General features: G+C 59.1%; 17 protein-coding genes. 13 read left to right on the top strand and 4 right to left on the bottom strand.

What is annotated here, in order from left to right:
* Positions 1-70: 70 nt before the first annotated feature.
* Entirely contained in the window at positions 71-2,626 is a 2,556-nt protein-coding gene (locus tag BN1139_RS14295) for a TonB-dependent receptor (protein WP_013724078.1), read from the bottom strand.
* Between the two features lie 739 nt (positions 2,627-3,365).
* On the opposite strand from BN1139_RS14295, the gene BN1139_RS14300 reads away from it, so the two are divergent.
* From BN1139_RS14300 to BN1139_RS14320, 5 genes are all read left to right on the top strand, one after another.
* Positions 3,366-4,391 (top strand): ABC transporter permease subunit, encoded by a 1,026-nt coding sequence (locus tag BN1139_RS14300; RefSeq protein ID WP_031227629.1) that lies wholly within the window; start codon positions 3,366-3,368, stop codon positions 4,389-4,391.
* 109 nt (positions 4,392-4,500) lie between these two features.
* Positions 4,501-5,544, top strand: a complete 1,044-nt coding sequence (locus BN1139_RS14305) for an ABC transporter permease (protein ID WP_013724081.1) — start codon at positions 4,501-4,503, stop codon at positions 5,542-5,544.
* A 151-nt stretch (positions 5,545-5,695) separates the two neighbouring features.
* Positions 5,696-7,513, top strand: coding sequence for an extracellular solute-binding protein (locus tag BN1139_RS14310; RefSeq protein ID WP_005349429.1), 1,818 nt, complete (start codon positions 5,696-5,698; stop codon positions 7,511-7,513).
* Between the two features lie 31 nt (positions 7,514-7,544).
* Complete coding sequence (locus tag BN1139_RS14315) at positions 7,545-8,666, top strand: ABC transporter ATP-binding protein (protein WP_005349427.1); 1,122 nt, start codon at positions 7,545-7,547, stop codon at positions 8,664-8,666.
* Positions 8,663-9,679, top strand: coding sequence for an ABC transporter ATP-binding protein (locus tag BN1139_RS14320; RefSeq protein WP_005349424.1), 1,017 nt, complete (start codon positions 8,663-8,665; stop codon positions 9,677-9,679). The genes BN1139_RS14315 and BN1139_RS14320 overlap by 4 nt, the downstream gene beginning before the upstream one ends.
* 101 nt (positions 9,680-9,780) lie before the next feature.
* Here BN1139_RS14320 and BN1139_RS14325 read toward each other — a convergent pair whose 3' ends face one another.
* Positions 9,781-10,392, bottom strand: coding sequence for a YitT family protein (locus BN1139_RS14325; RefSeq protein WP_005349421.1), 612 nt, complete (start codon positions 10,390-10,392; stop codon positions 9,781-9,783).
* Positions 10,393-10,635: 243 nt separating this feature from the next.
* Here BN1139_RS14325 and BN1139_RS14330 point away from each other — a divergent pair, with 243 nt between their 5' ends.
* From BN1139_RS14330 to BN1139_RS14350, 5 genes are all read left to right on the top strand, one after another.
* Positions 10,636-12,015, top strand: coding sequence for a UDP-glucose dehydrogenase family protein (locus BN1139_RS14330; protein ID WP_005349419.1), 1,380 nt, complete (start codon positions 10,636-10,638; stop codon positions 12,013-12,015).
* Positions 12,012-13,025 carry an NAD-dependent epimerase gene (locus BN1139_RS14335; RefSeq protein WP_005349416.1) on the top strand — a complete coding sequence of 338 codons (1,014 nt, stop codon included), beginning with the start codon at positions 12,012-12,014 and terminating at the stop codon, positions 13,023-13,025. Before BN1139_RS14330 ends, BN1139_RS14335 begins: the two co-directional genes overlap by 4 nt.
* A gap of 110 nt (positions 13,026-13,135) precedes the next feature.
* Positions 13,136-13,741, top strand: coding sequence for a DUF2076 domain-containing protein (locus BN1139_RS14340; RefSeq protein ID WP_005349414.1), 606 nt, complete (start codon positions 13,136-13,138; stop codon positions 13,739-13,741).
* Between the two features lie 202 nt (positions 13,742-13,943).
* Positions 13,944-14,132: a hypothetical protein gene (locus BN1139_RS14345; RefSeq protein WP_005349411.1), complete on the top strand. Its 189-nt coding sequence runs from the start codon at positions 13,944-13,946 to the stop codon at positions 14,130-14,132.
* Between the two features lie 155 nt (positions 14,133-14,287).
* A complete protein-coding gene (locus BN1139_RS14350) occupies positions 14,288-15,145 on the top strand; it encodes a lytic transglycosylase domain-containing protein (RefSeq protein WP_005349408.1) in 858 nt (285 codons plus the stop codon).
* 8 nt (positions 15,146-15,153) lie between these two features.
* On the opposite strand, the gene BN1139_RS14355 is transcribed toward BN1139_RS14350, so the two are convergent.
* Together BN1139_RS14355 and BN1139_RS14360 are read right to left on the bottom strand one after the other, a co-directional pair.
* Positions 15,154-15,705, bottom strand: coding sequence for a YgjV family protein (locus BN1139_RS14355; protein ID WP_005349404.1), 552 nt, complete (start codon positions 15,703-15,705; stop codon positions 15,154-15,156).
* 57 nt (positions 15,706-15,762) lie between these two features.
* Complete coding sequence (locus BN1139_RS14360) at positions 15,763-16,338, bottom strand: Crp/Fnr family transcriptional regulator (RefSeq protein WP_005349400.1); 576 nt, start codon at positions 16,336-16,338, stop codon at positions 15,763-15,765.
* Between the two features lie 242 nt (positions 16,339-16,580).
* Between BN1139_RS14360 and ettA the strand changes: the two genes are divergently transcribed.
* The 3 genes from ettA to BN1139_RS14375 all read left to right on the top strand — a co-directional run bounded on the left by ettA (position 16,581) and on the right by BN1139_RS14375 (position 20,302).
* Positions 16,581-18,248 (top strand): energy-dependent translational throttle protein EttA, encoded by a 1,668-nt coding sequence (ettA, locus tag BN1139_RS14365; protein WP_005338959.1) that lies wholly within the window; start codon positions 16,581-16,583, stop codon positions 18,246-18,248.
* Between the two features lie 126 nt (positions 18,249-18,374).
* On the top strand, positions 18,375-18,692 hold the full coding sequence (locus tag BN1139_RS14370) for a hypothetical protein (protein ID WP_005349395.1): 318 nt from the start codon (positions 18,375-18,377) through the stop codon (positions 18,690-18,692).
* A gap of 266 nt (positions 18,693-18,958) precedes the next feature.
* Positions 18,959-20,302: an NCS2 family permease gene (locus BN1139_RS14375; protein WP_005349393.1), complete on the top strand. Its 1,344-nt coding sequence runs from the start codon at positions 18,959-18,961 to the stop codon at positions 20,300-20,302.
* Positions 20,303-20,336 lie beyond the last annotated feature (34 nt).

Raw genomic sequence — 20,336 nt, forward strand, 5'->3', positions numbered from 1 at the left:
GTAACTTCCTTGGACGTTGGGCACAGCCGGCCCGACCGGGCCGGCTGAGGTTGTATATCAACAGGGTTGATTAGAACTTCTGGGTGTAGTCGATGTAGTAGACGCGACCGTCGATGCCGTAGAGGTCTTCTTCATAGGTGAAGCCATCGCTCGACAGAGAAGGTCCGCGGTTGAACATGTTCTTCACACCGGTCTGGATCTTGGCATTCCAGCTGGTATCGACCGCGACGTTCAGGTTCCAGATGGTGTTGGAAGCGATATGCCCCTCTTCCTGTCCATTCACGTAATCCTGACTCTGGGAGTCGATATAGTTGGCGCTCAGATAAGCATCCAGATTCCACCACTGCGGGAAGTTGGCACCGACCCCGGAGTTGAAGCGAAGGTCTGGCAACGCATTCCAACCCTTCTTGTCGATCATCGGGCCACCGGCAAACAGACCTTCTTCATACTTCAGGATGTAAGTGCCACCGAAGTCATAGCGCATGGTGAAGAAGTTGAAGTCGTACTTGTAGTCCGCCTTGAAGTCGATACCACTGGTCTTGAGTTGCCCCAAGTTGACCATGCCGGCGTAGACCATCTCGACATCGCCGTTTGCGTCACGAATAACGTTCGGGTTGCTGCCGGTATTAAGCTCCTGATAGAACTGGGTCTGAGTGGTAGCCAGCTGGATCACGTCATCAATCTTGATGTAGTAGTAATCGAGCGACAGGTTCAGATTGTCCAGCGGGTTGTAAGCAGCCCCGATGGTGAAGGTATTGGCGGTCTCTTCCTTCAGGTTCTTGTTAGCTTTACGCGTTGTGTCGTACTGCGCTTCGGAACAGTTAGCAATACCATTGGCCTGGCAGCCTACATAGTCCTTGGCAAAGTCGGCAGAGAACGAGTCTGCGGCATAGAGATCATCCAGACCCGGCGCACGGAACGACTGGGACCAGGAGGTACGGAACATCAACTGGTCGAGCGGTTGATAACGCAGACTCGCTTTGGGCGAGAAGGCGCTGCCAAAGTCGCTGTACTTGTCGTAACGACCCGCCAGGTTCAACTCGATCTGCTCGGTGATGGGGATCAGGCTCTCGATGTAGGTGGCAAACACATCGCGCACACCGCTACCGGAGTTGCCGGATGAACCCAGTACGTTACCCGCTTCGGACTGGCTGTCGTAGGTGTCGGAGTAAACCCAATCGTTATACTCGGCCCCCAGATACCAGCTGACCGGGCCAGCGGGCAGTTCACCCATCTCCCAACCCAGACCACCGTACCACTGGAAGAAGTCCATTTTGGAGGTACGGCTGGTATCGTACGAAAGGTCCTTGGTGGCCGCATCAGAGAAGCTGCCATTAATAAATTTCCCGCTATTAACCTGAGTCTGTACTGCTGGCTCCAGAACGTAGCCTGAACCATTGCTGCGGTTATCTGTTTTGGAATACATGTAACCGGCATTCCACTCCAGATCGCCTACCGCTTCGGTCGGCACAGTCCCTTCAAAACCCAGGTTCATGTTACCGGTCATGTCAGTCACATCGTTGTCACGGGGGCCGACGTTGTTAAAGCGGTAGTAAACGGTCGCAGCCTTGGCGGTACTGAAGTTGTTGGCAGACAGGACTGCTGCGCTTTCAGGGGTAGAACCATCTACGGTGAAGGCACCGGCAGCTGGCGCGAAACGACCAAAACTGGTGACGCGGGAGCCAATCAACTGCGGAACGAAGTCCACGTTATCGTTAATGTGATAGCGGCCGTTCACATAGACGGTATCACGCGTCCGGGAAGCGGTTTTGGCTGCTATCTGGGCAAAGTCGAAGCGGCAGGCTGTCCCCACGGGCACGAAACCTGCACCTGTATTAGCACAGTCAATGCCGTCCAGAGTACGGGTAACTGTCTTGCCGGTCGTGGCATCAACACCCTTGATATTGCGACCATAAATACTGGGGGCCTCGGCACCCTGCTTGGCCAGATAGTCACGATCCTTGTAATAGATCACATCTTTCACATCGTGCTCGTAAACCATCATCAGAGAACCCTTGTCCCCTGTGATGCCACTGACAATGGAACCACTCTGCTCGTCACCACCCTCTTCGGTCGGCGAACCGATACGCCCCTGGAAAGTCAGCCCTTCGAAACCCTCTTTGAGGATCACGTTGATAACGCCACCGATGGCATCAGAACCATAGAGTGCGGAGCCACCATCCAGGTTCACTTCCACCCGCTCAACCGCCGCCATGGGGATGGTGTTGAGGTTGATGGAAGTACCACCCATAGTCGGTGAACCTGCGATCCGCTTGCCATTGAGCAGTACCAGAGTACGGGTAGAGCCCAGACCACGCAGACCAACGGTTCCCTGAGATTGATAGGAGTCACCAGAGGAAGGGGAGTAACCACCAAAGGAGTTGTAGGAGGCCTGTTTCAGATAATCGGCCACAGTCTGCTGACCAGACTGTTCAATTTGAGCCTTGCTGACAGAGACAACCGGAGTCGCCCCCTCAACATCAACACGGGAGATACGAGAGCCAGTGACTTTGATTTTCTGCAGTTTTTCGACGTTCTGCCCTTCTTCGGCAGATACGGATGGGGCCGCCGCAAGGCTCGCCAAGGCGAACGCAATCGCAGCAGAGATTCTGCTCTTCCTAAGCATCGCTTATATCCTTCCTGGTTGTTTATTGTTTGCTTCCTGATACCGCCCTCTTTGGAGCGATGTGTAAGGCTTATCAATCTTTGACTAGCGACGTCAATGGAGCTGGGGGGCGGCGAGGTCGGACGTAGAATAAGCGGAGTGTATTAATTTTGACCGGCATAATTAGTGAATAATTCTGCCAAAAACAACCCACACAATGTAAAAACATTGTTAAATGGCATAAATGGCGCTGAATTAAAATTTGATGAACTTATTAGTTAACGTGCTGTCCGTTTATATCTTATTTTGATTTATTGGCATTAATAAGAATAAAACACTAACTTCATGAGGGTTGCACCTGACCGTTCTCATGGGGATAACAGATAAAATTGTCGAGATGACATCGTTTTCCTTCAATTTCACACCACAAACAAAAACATTACAAATCAACAAGTTAAAATCAATTAAAACTAAAACAAACAGCTGTTTATATTTTTTAAAATAATGTTGAGCAGTAGCGTTTTGTTTTGATTTTCACTTTTCAGATAAAAAACGTCATTTTTCGGTGCTTTTGGTCTCAGCGGGTCATTTGTCCCAGTTTTCCATTTCCTTGTACTTGATTTTTGTTGCAGAGCTTTTACAGTGGCCAAGCGGATTGTCTGCTGTTTGGCAACCAATCCAGCGCGTAATGCCAGGAAGGACAGGCCCGTCACCGGATTTGACTGGCCGCAAAAAAGAACAACAAGGACGAGGTTCCACCATGCTGTCGTATTTCCTACGCCGGATGCTTTTGATCATCCCGACGTTTCTCGGTATCACCCTGCTCGTCTTCACCATCACCCGTTTCGTGCCGGGTGGACCGGTCGAACGCATGCTGCTGCAAGCCCAAGTTTCCCAGAATGAATCCGGCCGCTCCAGTGGCAGCAAGGGGGCACAGGCCCTCTCCGATGAACAGATCGAGGAGCTCAAGGCCTTCTATGGCCTCGACAAGCCCATGCTGGTCGCCTACTGGGAGTGGCTGCAGAAGCTGGCGGTACTCGATCTGGGCGAATCGACCCGCTACTACGAGCCGGTGTGGGATCTCATCAAGGAGCGGCTCCCCGTTACCGCCTTCTTCGGGCTGGCAACCTTTCTGCTGAGCTATGCGGTCTCCATTCCGCTGGGTGTGGCGAAGGCGCTCAGGCACAACAGCCGCTTCGACTCGTTAAGCTCCATGCTCATCTACATGGCCTATGCCCTGCCCGCCTACGTGGTAGGGATCTTCCTCATCACCGTCTTCGCCTTCCATCTGGAGTGGCTGCCGATGGGCGGTTTTCCGGGAGACGACTTTGAATACATGGAGAGCAGCTGGGATCAGATCCGCACTGTCTTTGCCCACGCCCTGCTGCCGCTTATCGCCTACGCCATCGGCGATTTCGCCATCCTCACCATGACTATGAAAAACAGCCTGATGGAGAACCTGTCGGCCGATTATGTGCGTACCGCCGTGGCCAAGGGGTTGCCGTTTCGCAAGGCGGTCACCGACCACGCGATGCGCAACAGCCTGATCCCCATCGCCAGCCACCTGGGGTCTGTGCTCACCGTTTTCTTTGGCGGCTCCTTCCTCATCGAGACCATCTTCAACATCGACGGCATCGGCCTGCTCGGTTACGAGGCTATCGTCGAACGGGATTACCCCACCGTCATGGGCATTCTGGCCATCACCTCCATGCTGATGCTGATAGGCAACATCGTCTCCGATATCTGCGTGGCCCTCGTTGATCCCCGCGTGCGGTTTGGAGATTGACCATGAACCAGACCTCTATTGCTATGCCGATGCTGGTATCACGCCATATCGTCTCCGATATCTGCGTTGCACCCTCTGTTGACCCCCGCGTGCGGTTTGGAGACTGACCATGAAGCTCAATCCGGTTACCTTGAAAAAACTCAAGCGCTTCAAGTCGATCAAGCGCGGCTACTACTCCTTCATCATCTTCACCACCCTGGTGCTGCTCTCCCTGCTGGCGGAGCTGCTGGTCAACAGCCGGGCACTGATGGTGAGCTATCAGGGCCAGCTGCACTTCCCCACCTATGGCGATGTGATCCCCGGTCAGCAGTTCGGGCTCGATTACGAGTACGAAACCAACTACCGCCAGCTCAAGGCCAAATTTGCCGCAGAGGGCCAGGGCGACTGGGTGCTGCTGCCGCCAGTACCCTGGAACCCCTACGAGCAGGATTTCAAAGAGGATGCCTACCCGCCTTACGCCCCCAGCGCGGCCGAGCGCCACTTCCTCGGCACCGACACCAGCGGCCGCGATGTGCTGGCGCGACTGGTTTACGGCTTTCGCATCGCCATCGGCTTTGCCTTTATCGCGCTGGCGGCCAGTTACGCCATCGGAGTCACCATCGGCTGTCTGATGGGTTTTCTCGGCGGCCGCTTCGACCTCATCCTGCAACGCTTTATCGAGATCTGGTCCCAGGTGCCGTTTCTCTACGTCATCATGATCCTGGTGTCGCTGGCCAAGCCCAACTTCGGCCTGTTTGTCGCCATCAACGTGCTGTTCGGCTGGATGGGGATCACCTGGTATATGCGCACCCTCACCTACAAGGAGCGGGCGCGGGACTATGTGATGGCAGCGCGGGCGCAAGGGGCGACCACCGGGCGGATCATCTTCAACCACATCCTGCCCAACACCCTGATGATGATCGTCACCCTGGCGCCGTTCGCCGTGGTGGGCAATATCTCCACCCTGACAGCGCTCGACTATCTTGGCTTCGGGCTGGCACCGCCGACCCCGAGCTGGGGGGAGCTGCTATCCCAGGGCATCAACAATCTGGATGCCATCTGGATCGTCAGCTCGGTGGTGGCCGCGGTGAGTCTGGTGCTGATCATGGTCTCCTTTATCGGCGAGGCGATCCGCGAGGCGTTCGATCCGCGCAAATTTACCCGTTACCAGTAAGCCAACCTGTGCCAGCGCGCATCAGCAGGCGCCGGGTAACGAACAGTGATAAATGAAGGACGGGCCGCCGCCATCGGCGGTCCCGGGAGCAAGGGATAATCCCGTTATCAATCAAGACCCCCAGTGCAGGGGCTAGACCTGGAAGTCAAACATGAACAATAAAATCAAATGGATAGGTGCTCTCTTTGTGCTGGTAAACGGATCCTGGGTCTGGGCAGCCAGCCTGCCCACGGATCTCAAATGGGAGACCAACGACACGGATCCTGTGTTCGCCTCCCCCAAGGCGCTGCCGGGTGGCAGCCTCAATATGTTTGTCGACAGCTTTCCGCTGACGTTTCGCACCGTGGGACCTGACTCCAACGGTTCGTTCCGCTCCTTTATTCTCGATAACCAGCTGCGGCTCATCAGCTTTCACCCCAATACCGGCAACCCAATCCCCTCGCTGGCGACCCACTGGGCTATAGCGCCAGACAGCCAGACCGTCTACTTCAAGCTGGATCCCCGCGCCAAATGGTCTGATGGCAAGCCGGTCAATGCCGATGACTACACCTTCGGCTACGAGATGATGCGCTCCAAACACATCAAGGGGCCCTGGTTCAACAACTACTACACCACTGAAGTAGTTGCGGTAGAGAAGATCGATGACCACACCATTCTGGTCAAAGCGGGCAACCGCAAGGCCAAGCTGGATCTGCTCAACACCACCGAGCTGTGGCCCCAGCCCAAGCACTACTACAAGCTGACCCCCAACTGGGTGAAGCAGTACAACTGGGCCGTGGTGCCCACCACAGGCCCCTATGTGATCAGCGACGTCAAGAAGGGCAAGTCGGTCACCTTCAGCAAGCAGCAGGATTGGTGGGCAAAGAGTGATCGCTATAACCAGCACAGATTCAACATCGACACCATCAAGGTGCAGGTGATCCGCGACCATAACATCGCCTTCCGTCACTTCCTGAAAGGGGAGATCGATACCTTCGAGATGATCCTGCCCAACTGGTGGCATGAAAAAGCGGTCACCCCGGAGTACAAAAAAGGCTACGTGCAGAAGGTGATGGCCATGACCGACACCAAACAGGGCGGTCAGGGGGTTCACCTCAATGTGGCCAACCCCAAGCTGGCGGATGTGAACGTGCGGCTCGGCATCCAGCATGCCTTCAACATCGACAAGATGATCGAGACGGTGCTGCGTGGCGACTACGACAGAGCCACCACCTTTGACTCGGGCTTTGGCGAATTCACCGACATCACGCTGCCAGAGCGGGCTTATGACATCGGCAAGGCGCGGGAGTACTTTGCCAAGGGCGGCTACAACAAGCCGGGGCCGGACGGCATCCTGCAAAATGAGAAGGGGGAGCGACTGACGCTGGCGCTCACCTACACCAGTCAGGAGCACTCCAAGCGACTGACCGTGCTGAAAGAAGAGGCCAAGAAGGCGGGTCTGGATCTGGAGCTCAACCTAGTGGATGGCGCCACCGGCTTCAAGGTGATGCTGGAGAAAAAACATGAAGCGGCCTGGCTCGGCTGGGGCGGCGGCGGTCTCTATCCGCAATATTGGGAGTTTTTCCACTCCGCCAACGCCAACAAACCGCAGACCAACAACCTGTTCAACGTGGCTGACAAGGAGCTGGACGCGCTGATCGATGCCTACAACATCGAATTCGACATGGCCAAACGGGCCAAGCTCTCCCAGCAAATCCAGCAGCGCATCTATGATCTCGCCATCTTCGTGCCCGGGGTGCAGCTCAACTATGTACGGGCCAGCAGCTGGCGTTATGTGATGCTGCCGGAGGTGCCTGCCACCAAGAACACGCCGGATCTGCTCTACTGGCCGATGGATGGTTATCCTCACAGTAGTGGCGGTCTGCTCTGGCTCGATCCCAAGGTGAAGGAAGAGACCCGCAACGCCAAGGAGGCAGGGGAGGCGCTGGCGCCCATCAACCTGCTCGACAAGACCTATGCACGTCATTGATATTCAGGCCATTGCGAAGGGAGCAGCCGTTATGCCCAACACTCAGGCCCCCATTCTTGACGTACCGGATAACGGGGGGGAGTTCGCCGCTGATAACGGCCAGCACCCAGCCTCGATCCTCGACGTACCGGATAACGGGGGGGAGTTCGCCGTTGATAACGGCCAGAACCAGGCTTCGATCCTTGAGGTAAGCAATCTCGAGGTGGAGTTCGCCGTCGATGACGGCAAGATCAAGGTGCTCGATGGGGTCAGCTTCAAGGTGGCCCCAGGTCAGACTCTGGGGATCGTCGGCGAGTCCGGCTGCGGCAAGAGCGTCACATCGCTTGCCATCATGGGGCTGCTGCCCAAACCCCATGGTCAGGTGGTAGCCGGCTCCATCCGCTTTCAGGGGGAGGAGCTGCTCACTCTGGCGCCGGATCAGATGTACAAGGTGCGCGGCAACCGCATCTCGATGATCTTTCAGGAACCGATGACGGCCCTCAACCCGGTGCAGACGGTGGGGGAGCAGCTGATGGAGGTGTTTCGCCTCCATCGCCCCGAGTATGACAAGGCCCAACGCAAAGCCGCGGCCATCGCCATGCTGCAGAAAGTGGGCATACCCGAGCCCGCCCAGCGCTTTGCGGTCTATCCCCACAACCTATCCGGCGGTATGCGCCAGCGGGTGATGATCGCCATGGCGCTCTCCTGCGAGCCAGACCTGCTGATCTGTGACGAGCCGACCACGGCGCTGGATGTCACCATTCAGGCCCAGATCCTCGAACTGATGAAAGAGCTGCAGGCCCAGACCGGGATGGCCATCATCTTCATCACTCACGACCTAGGTGTGGTGGCCGAGCTCTGTGACGAGGTGGTGGTGATGTACGCCGGCCGGGCGGTGGAGCAGGCCGACGTGTTCGAGCTGTTTGACCATCCCCGTCACCCCTATACCCACGGTTTGATGAGCTCAATCCCGCGCCTTGAGGATGAGCCCAAGAGCCTGCTCAAGACCATCAAGGGACAGGTGCCAGCCCTGCACGAGATGCCCGCTGGCTGCCGCTTCTCCAACCGCTGCCCCCACGCGACCGACCTCTGTGTCAGCACCATTCCGGCGGTGGAGCAGTTAAATCCGAGCCACCATGTCGCCTGTCACTACTGGAAGGAGTTGACCGTATGAGCACTCTGTTATCGGTCAGGGATCTAAAACAGCATTTCCGGCTGGGAGGCGGTTTCCTGCGCAAGCAATATACGGTTCACGCGGTGGATGGCATCAGCTTCGACCTGAAACAGGGGGAGACGCTGGGGCTGGTGGGTGAGTCGGGCTGCGGCAAGTCCACCCTCGGACGCAGCCTGCTCAAGCTGTTCGAGCCGACCGCAGGCACCATCACCTTCGAGGGGCGCGATATCACCGCCCTCAGCCCGAAGGGGATGCGCTCCCTGCGCCAAGAGATGCAGATGGTATTTCAGGATCCTGCAGAATCCCTCAACAGCCGCCACACCGTGGGCCAGATCCTGGAGGAGCCCTTTATCATCCACGGTAAAGGCAACACTGAGCAGCGGCGCGGCTGGGTGCAAGAGCTGCTGACAAAAGTGGGCCTGCCGGGCAGCGCAGTGGATCGCTACCCCCACGAGTTTTCCGGCGGTCAGCGCCAGCGGATCGGCATCGCCCGCGCCATCGCCCTCAAGCCCAAGCTGCTGGTGTGCGACGAGGCGGTCTCGGCCCTCGATGTCTCGGTGCAGTCCCAGATCGTCAACCTGCTGCTCAGCCTGCAGCGGGAGATGAACCTCTCCATCATCTTCATCGCCCACGATCTGTCGGTGGTCAAACACATCTCGGATCGGATCGCGGTGATGTATCTGGGACGGATCGTCGAACTGGCGGATGCCCAGTCGCTCTATCTGGCGCCGCGCCACCCTTACACCCAGGCGTTGATCTCTGCCATTCCGGTGCCGGATCCACGCAGGCGCAGCCAGCGCATTCTGCTGACCGGCGATGTGCCCTCCCCCATCTCGCCGCCAAGCGGCTGCCACTTCCACCAGCGCTGTCCCCATGCGACCGAGTTGTGCAAAAGCAAGGCGCCAAGGCTTGAGGCGTGTGATGAGTCCCATCATCAGGTGGCCTGTCACACCCCGCTCGCCGTCGGTGGTCACGCTATCAGCGGCGACAGCAGGCTGGAGCAGGCGAGCTAGGCGCAGCGAACAAACCCCAGGGTAGAAACAGACGAGGCGGCCATCAGGCCGCCTCGTGCTATCGGGTCACGCTTGTCTTATCGAGCCACTGCCGCAGCTTGTCAGGCAATCTGGTAACGGCCGGGCTTGTGGTTGAGTGTCAACACCAGATTACAGATAACCGCCGCCACGATGGAGAGCGCCAGGATCCAGGGCTGCACCACGAAAAACGAGGCAACAACAATGGCGCAATCGAGCCCCATCTGCAGCTTACCCGCCCGGATGCCAAAGCGATCCTGAATAAAGAGCGCCAGAATGTTGAAGCCCCCCAGACTCGACTTGTGGCGAAACATGATGAGCAGCCCCATGCCAATCAAGGTACCGCCGATCAGCGCCGCATAGAGAGGCTCTATCTTGCCGATCTGCAACACCCCGTTGAGGTGATCGGTCATGTAGGAGACCGCCGCCACCGAGACAAAAGTGTTGAAGGTAAAACGTGGCCCCATCCGCAGCCATGCCAGCGCATAGAAGGGCAGGTTGATGCCGAAAAACAGCAGGCCGAAGCTGATGCCGGTCACTTTTTGCAGCAGCAGCGCCAGCCCGGCAGTCCCGCCAGTGAGCAGACCAACCTGATGAAACAGAAAGATGCCGAGGGAAACAAAGCCGGCCGCCGTCAGCAGGGCCAGCACATCCTCATAAATAGGATGGGCAGTGCGAATCGAGGTGTTGTCCATAACCTGTATCCAAGCGAAGTAAAGAGAGAGTGTCTGTCGCCTGCCGTTGCGGGCGGGCTGCGAGCCCTGTCCACAGGGCTTCGTTATGGGGTCCAGTCTATTTTTTGTGAAAAGGATCACAACAGTCAGGCTGAACGCCCCATTCTGGTGCCTGTCATCTGGCATTGACACCCGCTGCACCAAGATGCAGCATGCCGCGGTTTAAGCGCGCCATCCCCCCATTCACAGCACGAGGCACTTTTCATGAAGGTCACCATTTTTGGCACAGGCTATGTCGGGCTGGTGCAGGCCGCCGTTCTGGCCGAGGTGGGCCATCAGGTCTGCTGCGTGGATGTGGATGACGAGCGGATCGCCGCCCTCAGGCTGGGGCAGATCCCCTTTTATGAGCCGGGGCTGGCCCCGCTGGTCGAGAGCCATCTTGCCAGCGGCCGCCTGAGCTTCACGGTCGATCCCGCCATAGGCGTGGCACACGGCGACCTGCTGCTGATCGCCGTGGGTACCCCGGCTGACGAGGATGGCTCGGCCGATCTGCAACATGTGCTGGCGGTGGCCGACACCATAGGCCGACTGATGCAGCGCCCCAAGCTGGTGGTGACCAAAAGCACTGTACCGGTCGGCATGGCGCAGCAAGTAAGGGAACACATTGAGCAGCAGTTGGCCGTGCGTGGGCTGACCCTCACCTGCGAAGTGGCGGCCAACCCCGAGTTTCTCAAGGAGGGAGCGGCGGTCAACGACTGCATGCGGCCGGACCGCATCATCATCGGCTGTGACAGCGAGCGGGCGCTTGAGCAGTTGCGCGCCCTCTATGCCCCCTTCAACCGCAATCACGACCGGATCGTGGTGATGGATCTGCGCAGCGCCGAGCTCACCAAATACGCCGCCAACGCCATGCTGGCCACCAAGATCTCTTTTATGAACGAGATGGCGGCCCTCGCCGAGCAACTGGGGGCCGATATCGAGGCGGTGCGCCAGGGGATGGGCGCCGATCCCCGCATCGGTTACCACTTTATCTACCCGGGCTGCGGCTACGGCGGCTCCTGCTTCCCCAAAGATATCAAGTCGTTGCGCCATACCGCGGCGAGTGTCGGCTGCGACGCCCCGCTTTTAGCGGCGGTCGAGCAGGTCAACCAGCGCCAGCAACAGAAGATGGCGCAAACCCTACGAAACCGCTTCGGCCCGGATCTGCGCGGCCGCACCTTCGCCCTGTGGGGGCTGGCGTTCAAACCCGGCACCGACGATATGCGCAATGCACCGAGCCGCCCGCTGCTGGCCGCCATCTGGGCTGCCGGTGGCCGGGTGCAGGCCTTTGATCCCAAGGCGATGGGGCGCGCCCATGAGCTTTACGGCGAGCGGCCGGATCTGCTGCTCTGCCCCACTCAGGAATCTGCGCTGGAAGGGGCTGATGCCCTGCTCATCTGTACCGAATGGCAGGCGTTTCGCGCCCCCGATTTCCAACAGTTGAAAGCACTGCTCAACCAGCCTGTCATCATCGATGGCCGCAACCTCTATGACCCGCGCCAGCTCAGCGAGCTCGGGTTTGACTATCACGCCATCGGGCGGCCACATCTTCCCGCCAAAAAGCAGCCTGCCAACACCAGCTGCAACCCGGAGACCCAACCATGATCTATCTGGTCACCGGCGTCGCCGGTTTTATCGGTTTTCATGTGGCCAGCCAGCTGTGCGCCGCAGGCCATCGGGTGGTGGGGCTCGACAACCTCAACGACTACTACGAGGTGAGTCTGAAAGAGGCGCGGCTGGCCCAGCTGGCCAGTTTCCCCCATTTTCACTTCGAGCGGCGGGATCTGGCGGATCGCGAAGCCATGGCGACCCTGTTTGCCCGCCATCGCTTCGAGCGGGTGATCCATCTGGGGGCGCAGGCGGGGGTGCGTTACTCCATCGACAATCCGTTCGCCTATGCCGACAGCAACCTCACCGGCATGCTGACGGTGCTGGAGGGGTGCTGCCAGCACGGCATCCAGCATCTGCTCTACGCCTCCTCCAGCTCGGTCTATGGCATGGGGGATCAGATGCCCTACTCCACCGCGCAGCAGGTGGATCACCCCATCTCCCTCTACGCCGCCACCAAGAAGAGCGGCGAGCTGATGGCCCACGCCTACTCGGCGCTCTATGGCCTGCCCACCACAGGGCTGCGCTTCTTTACCGTCTACGGCCCCTGGGGCCGCCCCGACATGGCCATCATCAAGTTCACCCGCGCCATTCTGGCGGGAGAGCCTATCGATGTGTACAACCACGGCGATCTCAGCCGCGACTTCACCTACATAGATGACATAGTCGCGGGGATCCTCGCTGTGGCCGACCAGCCACCCCGTCCCAATCCCGGTTGGCACGCCAGCGAGCAGAGCGCGGCCGAGAGCGCCGCCCCCTATCGCATCTTCAATATCGGCAACGGCCAGCCAGTACGGCTGCTCGATTTTATCGAGGCGCTGGAAGAGGCCATCGGCAAGCCCGCCATCAAGCGGATGCTGCCGATGCAGGCAGGCGACATGCACGCCACCTGGGCCGACAGCGAACCGCTGCACACCCTCACCGGCCTGCGCCCCGCTACGCCCCTCAAGCAAGGTGTTGCCGAGTTTATCCGCTGGTATCTCGACTACTACCGGCCCACCCGCTGACGAGCGCGGGTAACCCCTCGGTCATTGATGAGTTAATCAGATACCACTGATGCCCCGCGGGTTTTAGGATGGCTAAACGCACTGTCTGCGCACCATAGCGAGGATTTGAGATGCAACAACAGGAACAGGGTATGATCGAGGGACTGTTCGACCGCCTCAAGCAAGCGCAAGCCAGGGATAGCAAGCGAGACCCACAAGCGGATCAGCTGATCCGCCAGCATCTGGCCCAGCAGCCCGATGCCCCCTACTACATGGCCCAGGCGCTGCTAATTCAGCAGGCTGCCCTTACTCGCCTCAACGAGCGGGTCAAGGAGCTGGAAGCCAGCCAGAGCGCCCCAAGTGGTGGCAGTTTTCTCTCCGGCCTGTTTGGTAGCGAAAGCAGCCCGCCTCCGCGCTTTACGCCGCCACCGGCATCCGCGCCTGCCCAGCCAGCATCCCGTACCAGCTCCTTTTTGGGCGGCGCCCTGCAAACCGCCGCCGGTGTGGCCGGTGGCGTGATGCTGGCCGATATGATCGGCGGACTGTTTCACAGCAACCGGCCCGAGGAGATCATCGACATCATAGAGCCAGCGCCCATCGCCAATCCGGTCGATGCGGAACCGGTGCGCTGGGACGGCTGGGATTCACCTCCCGATGCTGGCAGCAATTTTCTCGACGACGATAGCCAGAGTAGCGGCTGGGCCGACAGTGACGATAACAACGGCGGTTTCTTCTGACCGTCAAACCATTACTGGCCCCGCATCTGGCGGGGCTCAACTCGATACGAAACCCATGACTATGGAAAGTGTGATGACACCACGGATCGGCAGCGGCATGACGCGATATACTCAGCGCGCTTCGTGCCACCCGGGAACAACTCCCGACCCCAGGCGCTCTGTCCGTGGCCACGCCCCCCCCATGACGACAAGGAGCCACCTCATGATCCGAATCCTGCTTTTGACCGGTGCCGCCATTGCGGCCTATGCCCTGACCCAGAACCACACCCTGCTTCCCCTTATCAGCATGTTGATCCTGCTTTCGCTCTGGGTTGTCAGCGAAATTGGCAGCTTCTATCGCGCGCTTCCTCCCACGGTGCTGGATGAGCAGGAGTATCACCACGACTTTTAACCGGATGAAAAATGGTGTGAAACTGTCGAGATGCCGTTAGTTCCATACCGTTTTGCTCTCTGAAATCTCCACGCTATAACAACAGGATCCACTGGGTCCGTGGCGATAGCAGCCATGTTCCTCTATATCTTCTGTACTCAAACAGGAGATAACCCATGAGGCACATCAGCGAAAACGGACTGTTTTTGCTGCTTTTTTTGTCGTTGTTACTGGCAGGTACGCCGCGGGCGATGGCACAAGGCAGGGATTTCAGACAGGCCCCCAAGGCGCTAACGGCGATCAAGCACGGTCAAGTGGCCCAGCAACACGGCAATCTGCAAAAGGCCATCGATCTCTACTGTGTCGCCGCCAGCACCGGCAACCCAGAGGGATATTTCCGGATCGGCCGCCTGCTCGCCACCGGCCCCACCTCGATACGCAGCGCCAAGCTGGCCAACAGTTATCTCGCCATGGCGATGCGCCTGGGCAACCAGCAGGCCAGCCGCTACTACAACCCGCGGGTCGGCAATGCCCCTATGGGGGAGCGGTGTGGCATCGGGATCCGTGGCGGTCAGGGTGGCTATATGGCCGGGCTCCCTTCCACCCCCTTCAATGTCGACACCTGGGTTGCCCGCCAGCCCCCCTCCAAGCAAAAGCTGGTCACCATGCTGCGTCACGCCGCCAAACACCATAAGGTGGATGCCCGGCTGGTACTGGCGATTGCCATCGCCGAATCCAATCTCAACAGCCGCGCCGTTTCACCCAAGAATGCTCAGGGGCTGATGCAGCTGATCCCCGAAACCCAGCAACGGTTCGGGGTAACCCAGCCATTCGATCCAGCCCAGAACATCAAGGGTGGCGTCAGTTATCTCAAATGGCTGGATCGCCGCTTCGATGGCGACTGGGTACTGATCTCGGCGGCCTACAATGCCGGGGAAAAAGCGGTGGAGCGCTATGGCGGGATCCCACCCTATGACGAGACGCAGGAGTATGTGAAACGGGTGCTCTACTTCGCTGGCCACAAACAGCCCTGAGCGGAAGGTCAGGAGCTCGCCCGACCGGAAGGCGGCACACGCCCCTTTCTGCGGCCACGCCCCCAATAATCGAAGCCATAGTGGCGGTAGTAACCCACCAGATTGCTGACCAGAAACAGCCCCTCCATCAGCGCGGCGACCGGTGAGCCCACCAGCAAGTTGTTACCCAGCCAGCAGAGGGTACCGAGCAGCATCCAGCGCCGCAACAGGCGATCATCCGGGCAAAACGCGGCCCGGGTTTGCAGCAGGCTAGCCAGCAGCCCGATCAATGAGAGCAGGCCCTGATAGGTCGCCAGCGCCGCTGCACAGGCCAACCCCATGAAAAGCCACATCAAGATGCGGTGAACCAGCCAGATACTCACAACAAAGCGCACGCTGGCCAGCAGCAACAGGCTGGCGGCTGACCACTGCCCGAGCAGGGCAAAGTGACCGGCATTGAGGGCGCAGGAGAGGGCCAGACAGGCCAGGATCCTGCGGCGATCCCGCAACTGAAACGACAACAGATCGAGCAGCAAGGCCAGGCTCACCACCAGCTGCGACCACAGAAACAGCGACATCATCCACACCTCATCCGTCATTTGGATGGCGCAGCATGAGGGGATGGTCGGAGAGCGGCATTAACCCGTGTTAATGCGCCTGCGGATCCGTGACAGGGTGACCGGGCTGATGCCGATGTAGTTGGCGAGCTGCACCTGAGTGAGCCGCGCAGGCCAGTGGGGGAAGGTGTGGCAGAGCTCCCGATAACGCTCTTCGGGGGAGTGGAGCAGCAAAAACGCCTCCTTGCGCTCCTTGTAACCGATCTGCTGGCGTAGCAGGGCCATGCAAACCGGCTGCCAGGTGGGCTCATCCAGCAGGGTGAGCGGTACCCGCACCACCTGCAGCGCCGTCAGCGCCTCCAGCTGGTAGCGGGCGAGCGATCCCGTGAGCCAGCTGTCATAGAGCAGGCAGAGCTCCCCTTCGAAGTAGAACTCCTTGCAGCGCTCCTGTCCGTCCCGGGTGTAGTGGCTGGCGCGAGCGATGCCCGCTTCGATATAGAAGGCAGCGTCCTGCTCTGCCCCTTGCGCCAACAGTGCCTGACCGGCGCGCAACGTCAGCCGTGGCAAGCGCAGGCTGATGGCTTCACTCAGGGCAGCGTCCAATCCCATTGTGCAGAGAAAGGCGGCCAGTGAGGGGGCTTGAGGAGATGGGTTCATGAGGGCTCCGGAACAAAACGGCAGCCCACATCATGCCCAAATTGCACGGCTGATGCAGCAAGGCGTGACCGCTGCGGCAAAGGGGGGACATAGCCGGGTGCCACCTTTGCCCCCCCTCGTCCGTTGGTTTACAATCGACGGGTTTTTTGGAACCCGGTTGACCTGTGTCGACCTGGCCCCACCACGACATCAGTCTGTTAATGCCAAGACATTAACCTGCTGAAAAGGAAGAGAATTAGCCAATGGCTCAATTTATTTACACCATGAACCGGGTCGGCAAGGTAGTGCCGCCCAAGCGTCATATTCTCAAGAACATCTCCTTGAGCTTCTTCCCGGGCGCCAAGATCGGCGTGCTGGGTCTGAACGGCGCCGGTAAATCGACCCTGCTGCGCATCATGGCGGGCATCGACACCGAGATCGAAGGGGAAGCCCGTCCGCAGCCCGGCATCAAGATCGGCTACCTGCCACAGGAGCCGAAGCTTGAGCCGGAGCAGACCGTACGCGAAGCGGTCGAAGAGGCCGTTGGCGAAGTGAAACGCGCCATGGCCCGTCTGGACGAGGTCTATGCTGCCTACGCCGACCCGGATGCCGACTTTGACAAGCTGGCCCGCGAACAGGGCGAGCTGGAAGCCATCATCCAGGCTCAGGGTGGCCACAACATGGAAAACCAGCTGGAGCGTGCGGCCGATGCCCTGCGCCTGCCGGCCTGGGATGCCAAAATCAAGCACCTCTCCGGTGGTGAGCGCCGCCGTGTGGCACTGTGCCGTCTGCTGCTGGAAAAGCCGGACATGCTGCTGCTGGACGAACCGACCAACCACCTGGATGCGGAATCCGTGGCTTGGCTCGAGCGTTTCCTGCACGACTACGAAGGCACTGTTGTGGCCATCACCCACGACCGTTACTTCCTCGACAACGTGGCGGGCTGGATCCTGGAGCTGGACCGCGGCGAAGGTATCCCGTGGGAAGGCAACTACTCCTCCTGGCTGGAGCAGAAGGACGCACGTCTGGCGCAGGAAGCAAGTTCCGAAGCGGCCCGTCGCAAGTCCATCGAGAAAGAGCTGGAGTGGGTTCGTCAAAACCCGAAAGGGCGTCAGGCCAAGTCCAAGGCCCGTATGGCTCGCTTCGAAGAGCTCAACACCAACGACTACCAGAAGCGCAACGAGACCAACGAGCTGTTCATTCCGCCCGGACCGCGCCTCGGCGACAAGGTGGTGGAAGTGGCCAACCTGCGCAAATCCTATGGTGATCGGGTGCTGATCGACGATCTGTCGTTTGCCATTCCGAAGGGGGCCATCGTCGGCATCATCGGCCCGAACGGTGCCGGTAAGTCGACCCTGTTCCGCATGATGTCGGGTCAGGAGCAGCCGGATTCCGGTGCCATCACCCTGGGTGAAACCGTGGTACTGGCCTCTGTCGATCAGTTCCGCGACAGCATGGATGACAAGAAGACGGTATTCGAAGAGGTCGCTGACGGTCAGGATATCCTGCGCATCGGCAACTACGAGTTCCCGAGCCGCGCCTATATCGGCCGCTTCAACTTCAAGGGTTCCGACCAGCAGAAGCGGGTTGGCGAACTCTCCGGTGGTGAGCGTGGTCGTCTGCATCTGGCCAAGCTGCTGCAGACCGGCGGCAACGTGCTGCTGCTGGATGAACCGACCAACGATCTGGATATCGAAACCCTGCGCGCCCTCGAGAACGCCCTGCTGGAGTTCCCGGGTTGTGCCATGGTCATCTCCCACGACCGCTGGTTCCTCGACCGTATCGCCACTCACATCCTCGACTATCAGGATGAGGGCAAGATCGAGTTCTTCGAAGGTAACTTTACCGAATACGAAGAGTGGAAGAAGAAGACCTACGGCGCCGAGGCGATCCAACCGCACCGCGCCAAGTACAAGCGCATCGCCAAGTAAACGGTCGGTCGGCGCAAGCCGTACCATCGCAGCTGCGACCAGCGTCACAAGGGGAGCTCCGGCTCCCCTTTCTGTTGCCTTTTGGCTTACAATCCAAGACGGATAACATTGCATGGATGTACTGAAATGACCAAAAAACTGACCATCCAGATCCGGGTTGAACCCGGCTGTCTCGGACCGGATGGCAAGGAACACATCGAAACCTTCTGCGTTGCCGCCGCCAAGATCTTCGAAGCGGTCGAGCCGGAGCTGGTGAGCTGGGTGCTGATCCCCCGTTACGACAAGAAGCTGCCGGAGCAGGAGTTCTTTCTCAACGATCTCAAGCTGAGCGAGGAGCAGGCCAGCCTCTTTCTGCGCCGCTTCGGCCGCGAGCTGGGGGAAGTGCAGGATCAGCTCGATTCGGTGCTGGCCCAGCTGGTGGAGCGCTACTTCAAAACTCTCTGATCTCTGCCCTCTCTGCGCCCAAAAGGTTCTCCGACGAGAACCTTTTTTGTTGGCGAAAAAGCAAACGTTTGATCTTTTACTCCATTCATTGATCCGCTTCGCAGATCCGGGGTTTGTAAACGGCGTCGCCTGTGTAAAAATGTGCGCGCTGTCACGGTATCAGGACGAGTCTGGTTACTTCTCCACCAGAAACAGGGCCATCACTCCCGCATGAATGGGAGCCCGCTCGCCTGCTGCTTATTTCACGTCACCTATTGGAATCCAACATGAATCAACCACAACAGGCCCCCACACAGGCTGCCGGGCAAGGATTGCTTGAGCGCCTGTTTGCCCTGCAAGGCCATGGCACTACCGCCCGCACCGAACTGATCGCCGGTATCACCACCTTCCTGACCATGGTCTACATCGTGTTCGTCAACCCGCAGATCCTCTCTGCGGCAGGCATGGACACCCAGGCCGTGTTCGTCACTACCTGCCTCATCGCCGGTATCGGCAGCATCCTGATGGGCCTGTTGGCCAACCTGCCGATCGCGCTGGCCCCCGCCATGGGCCTCAACGCCTTCTTCGCCTTCGTGGTCGTCGCCGGCATGGGTTACTCCTGGCAAGTGGGCATGGGCACCATCTTCTGGGGTGCCATGGGTCTGTTGATCCTCACCCTGCTGCGAGTGCGCTACTGGCTGATCGGCAACATCCCGCTCACCCTGCGGGTCGGCATCACCGCCGGTATCGGTCTGCTGATCGCCCTGCTCGGCCTGCACAACGCCGGGATTGTGGTCGCGAGCCCGGCCACCATGGTGACCGTGGGCAACCTCACCTCTCTGCCCTGCCTGCTGGGTCTGCTCGGCTTCTTCCTGATCTGCATCTTCTCCGCCCGCGGCGTTCATTCCGCCGTGCTGATCGCCATCGTGGTCACCACGGCGCTGGGCTGGCTGTTTGGCGATGTCACCTTCAAGGGCTTTGTCTCCATGCCCCCCAGCATCGAACCGGTGTTCGGCCAGCTGGATCTGATGGGATCGCTCGATATCAGCCTCGCCGGGATCATCTTCTCCTTTATGCTGGTCAACCTGTTCGACTCTTCCGGCACCCTGATCGGCGTCACCAACCGCGCCAAGTTGGCCGATGACAAGGGCCACTTCCCACGCATGAAACAGGCACTGATGGTGGATAGCGTCAGCTCCGTCGGCGGCGCTTTCATGGGCACCTCCTCGGTTACCGCCTTTATCGAGAGCAGCTCCGGCGTTGCCGTCGGCGGCCGTACCGGTCTGACCGCCATCGTGGTCGGCATCCTGTTCCTGCTGGCAATCTTCTTCTCTCCGGTCGCCGCCATGGTGCCGGCATACGCCGCCGCTGGCGCCCTTATCTATGTGGGCGTGCTGATGTGTTCCGAGCTGACCCGGGTGAAGTGGGAAGATCTGACCGAAGCGGTACCGGCCTTTATGACCGCAGTGATGATGCCGTTCAGCTTCTCCATCACCGAGGGGATCGCCGTGGGCTTTATCTCCTACTGCGTGATGAAGGCGGGCACCGGCCGCTGGCGCGAAATCAACCCCTGCGTGCTGGTGGTAGCCCTGCTGTTCGTGCTCAAGTTCGTCTGGGTCGACAGTCACTAAGCGGCACTCTGTCCCAATAAAAATGCCAGTCAGC

The sequence above is a fragment of the Aeromonas veronii bv. veronii genome (assembly GCF_000820225.1).
GTDB classification, from domain to species: domain Bacteria; phylum Pseudomonadota; class Gammaproteobacteria; order Enterobacterales; family Aeromonadaceae; genus Aeromonas; species Aeromonas veronii.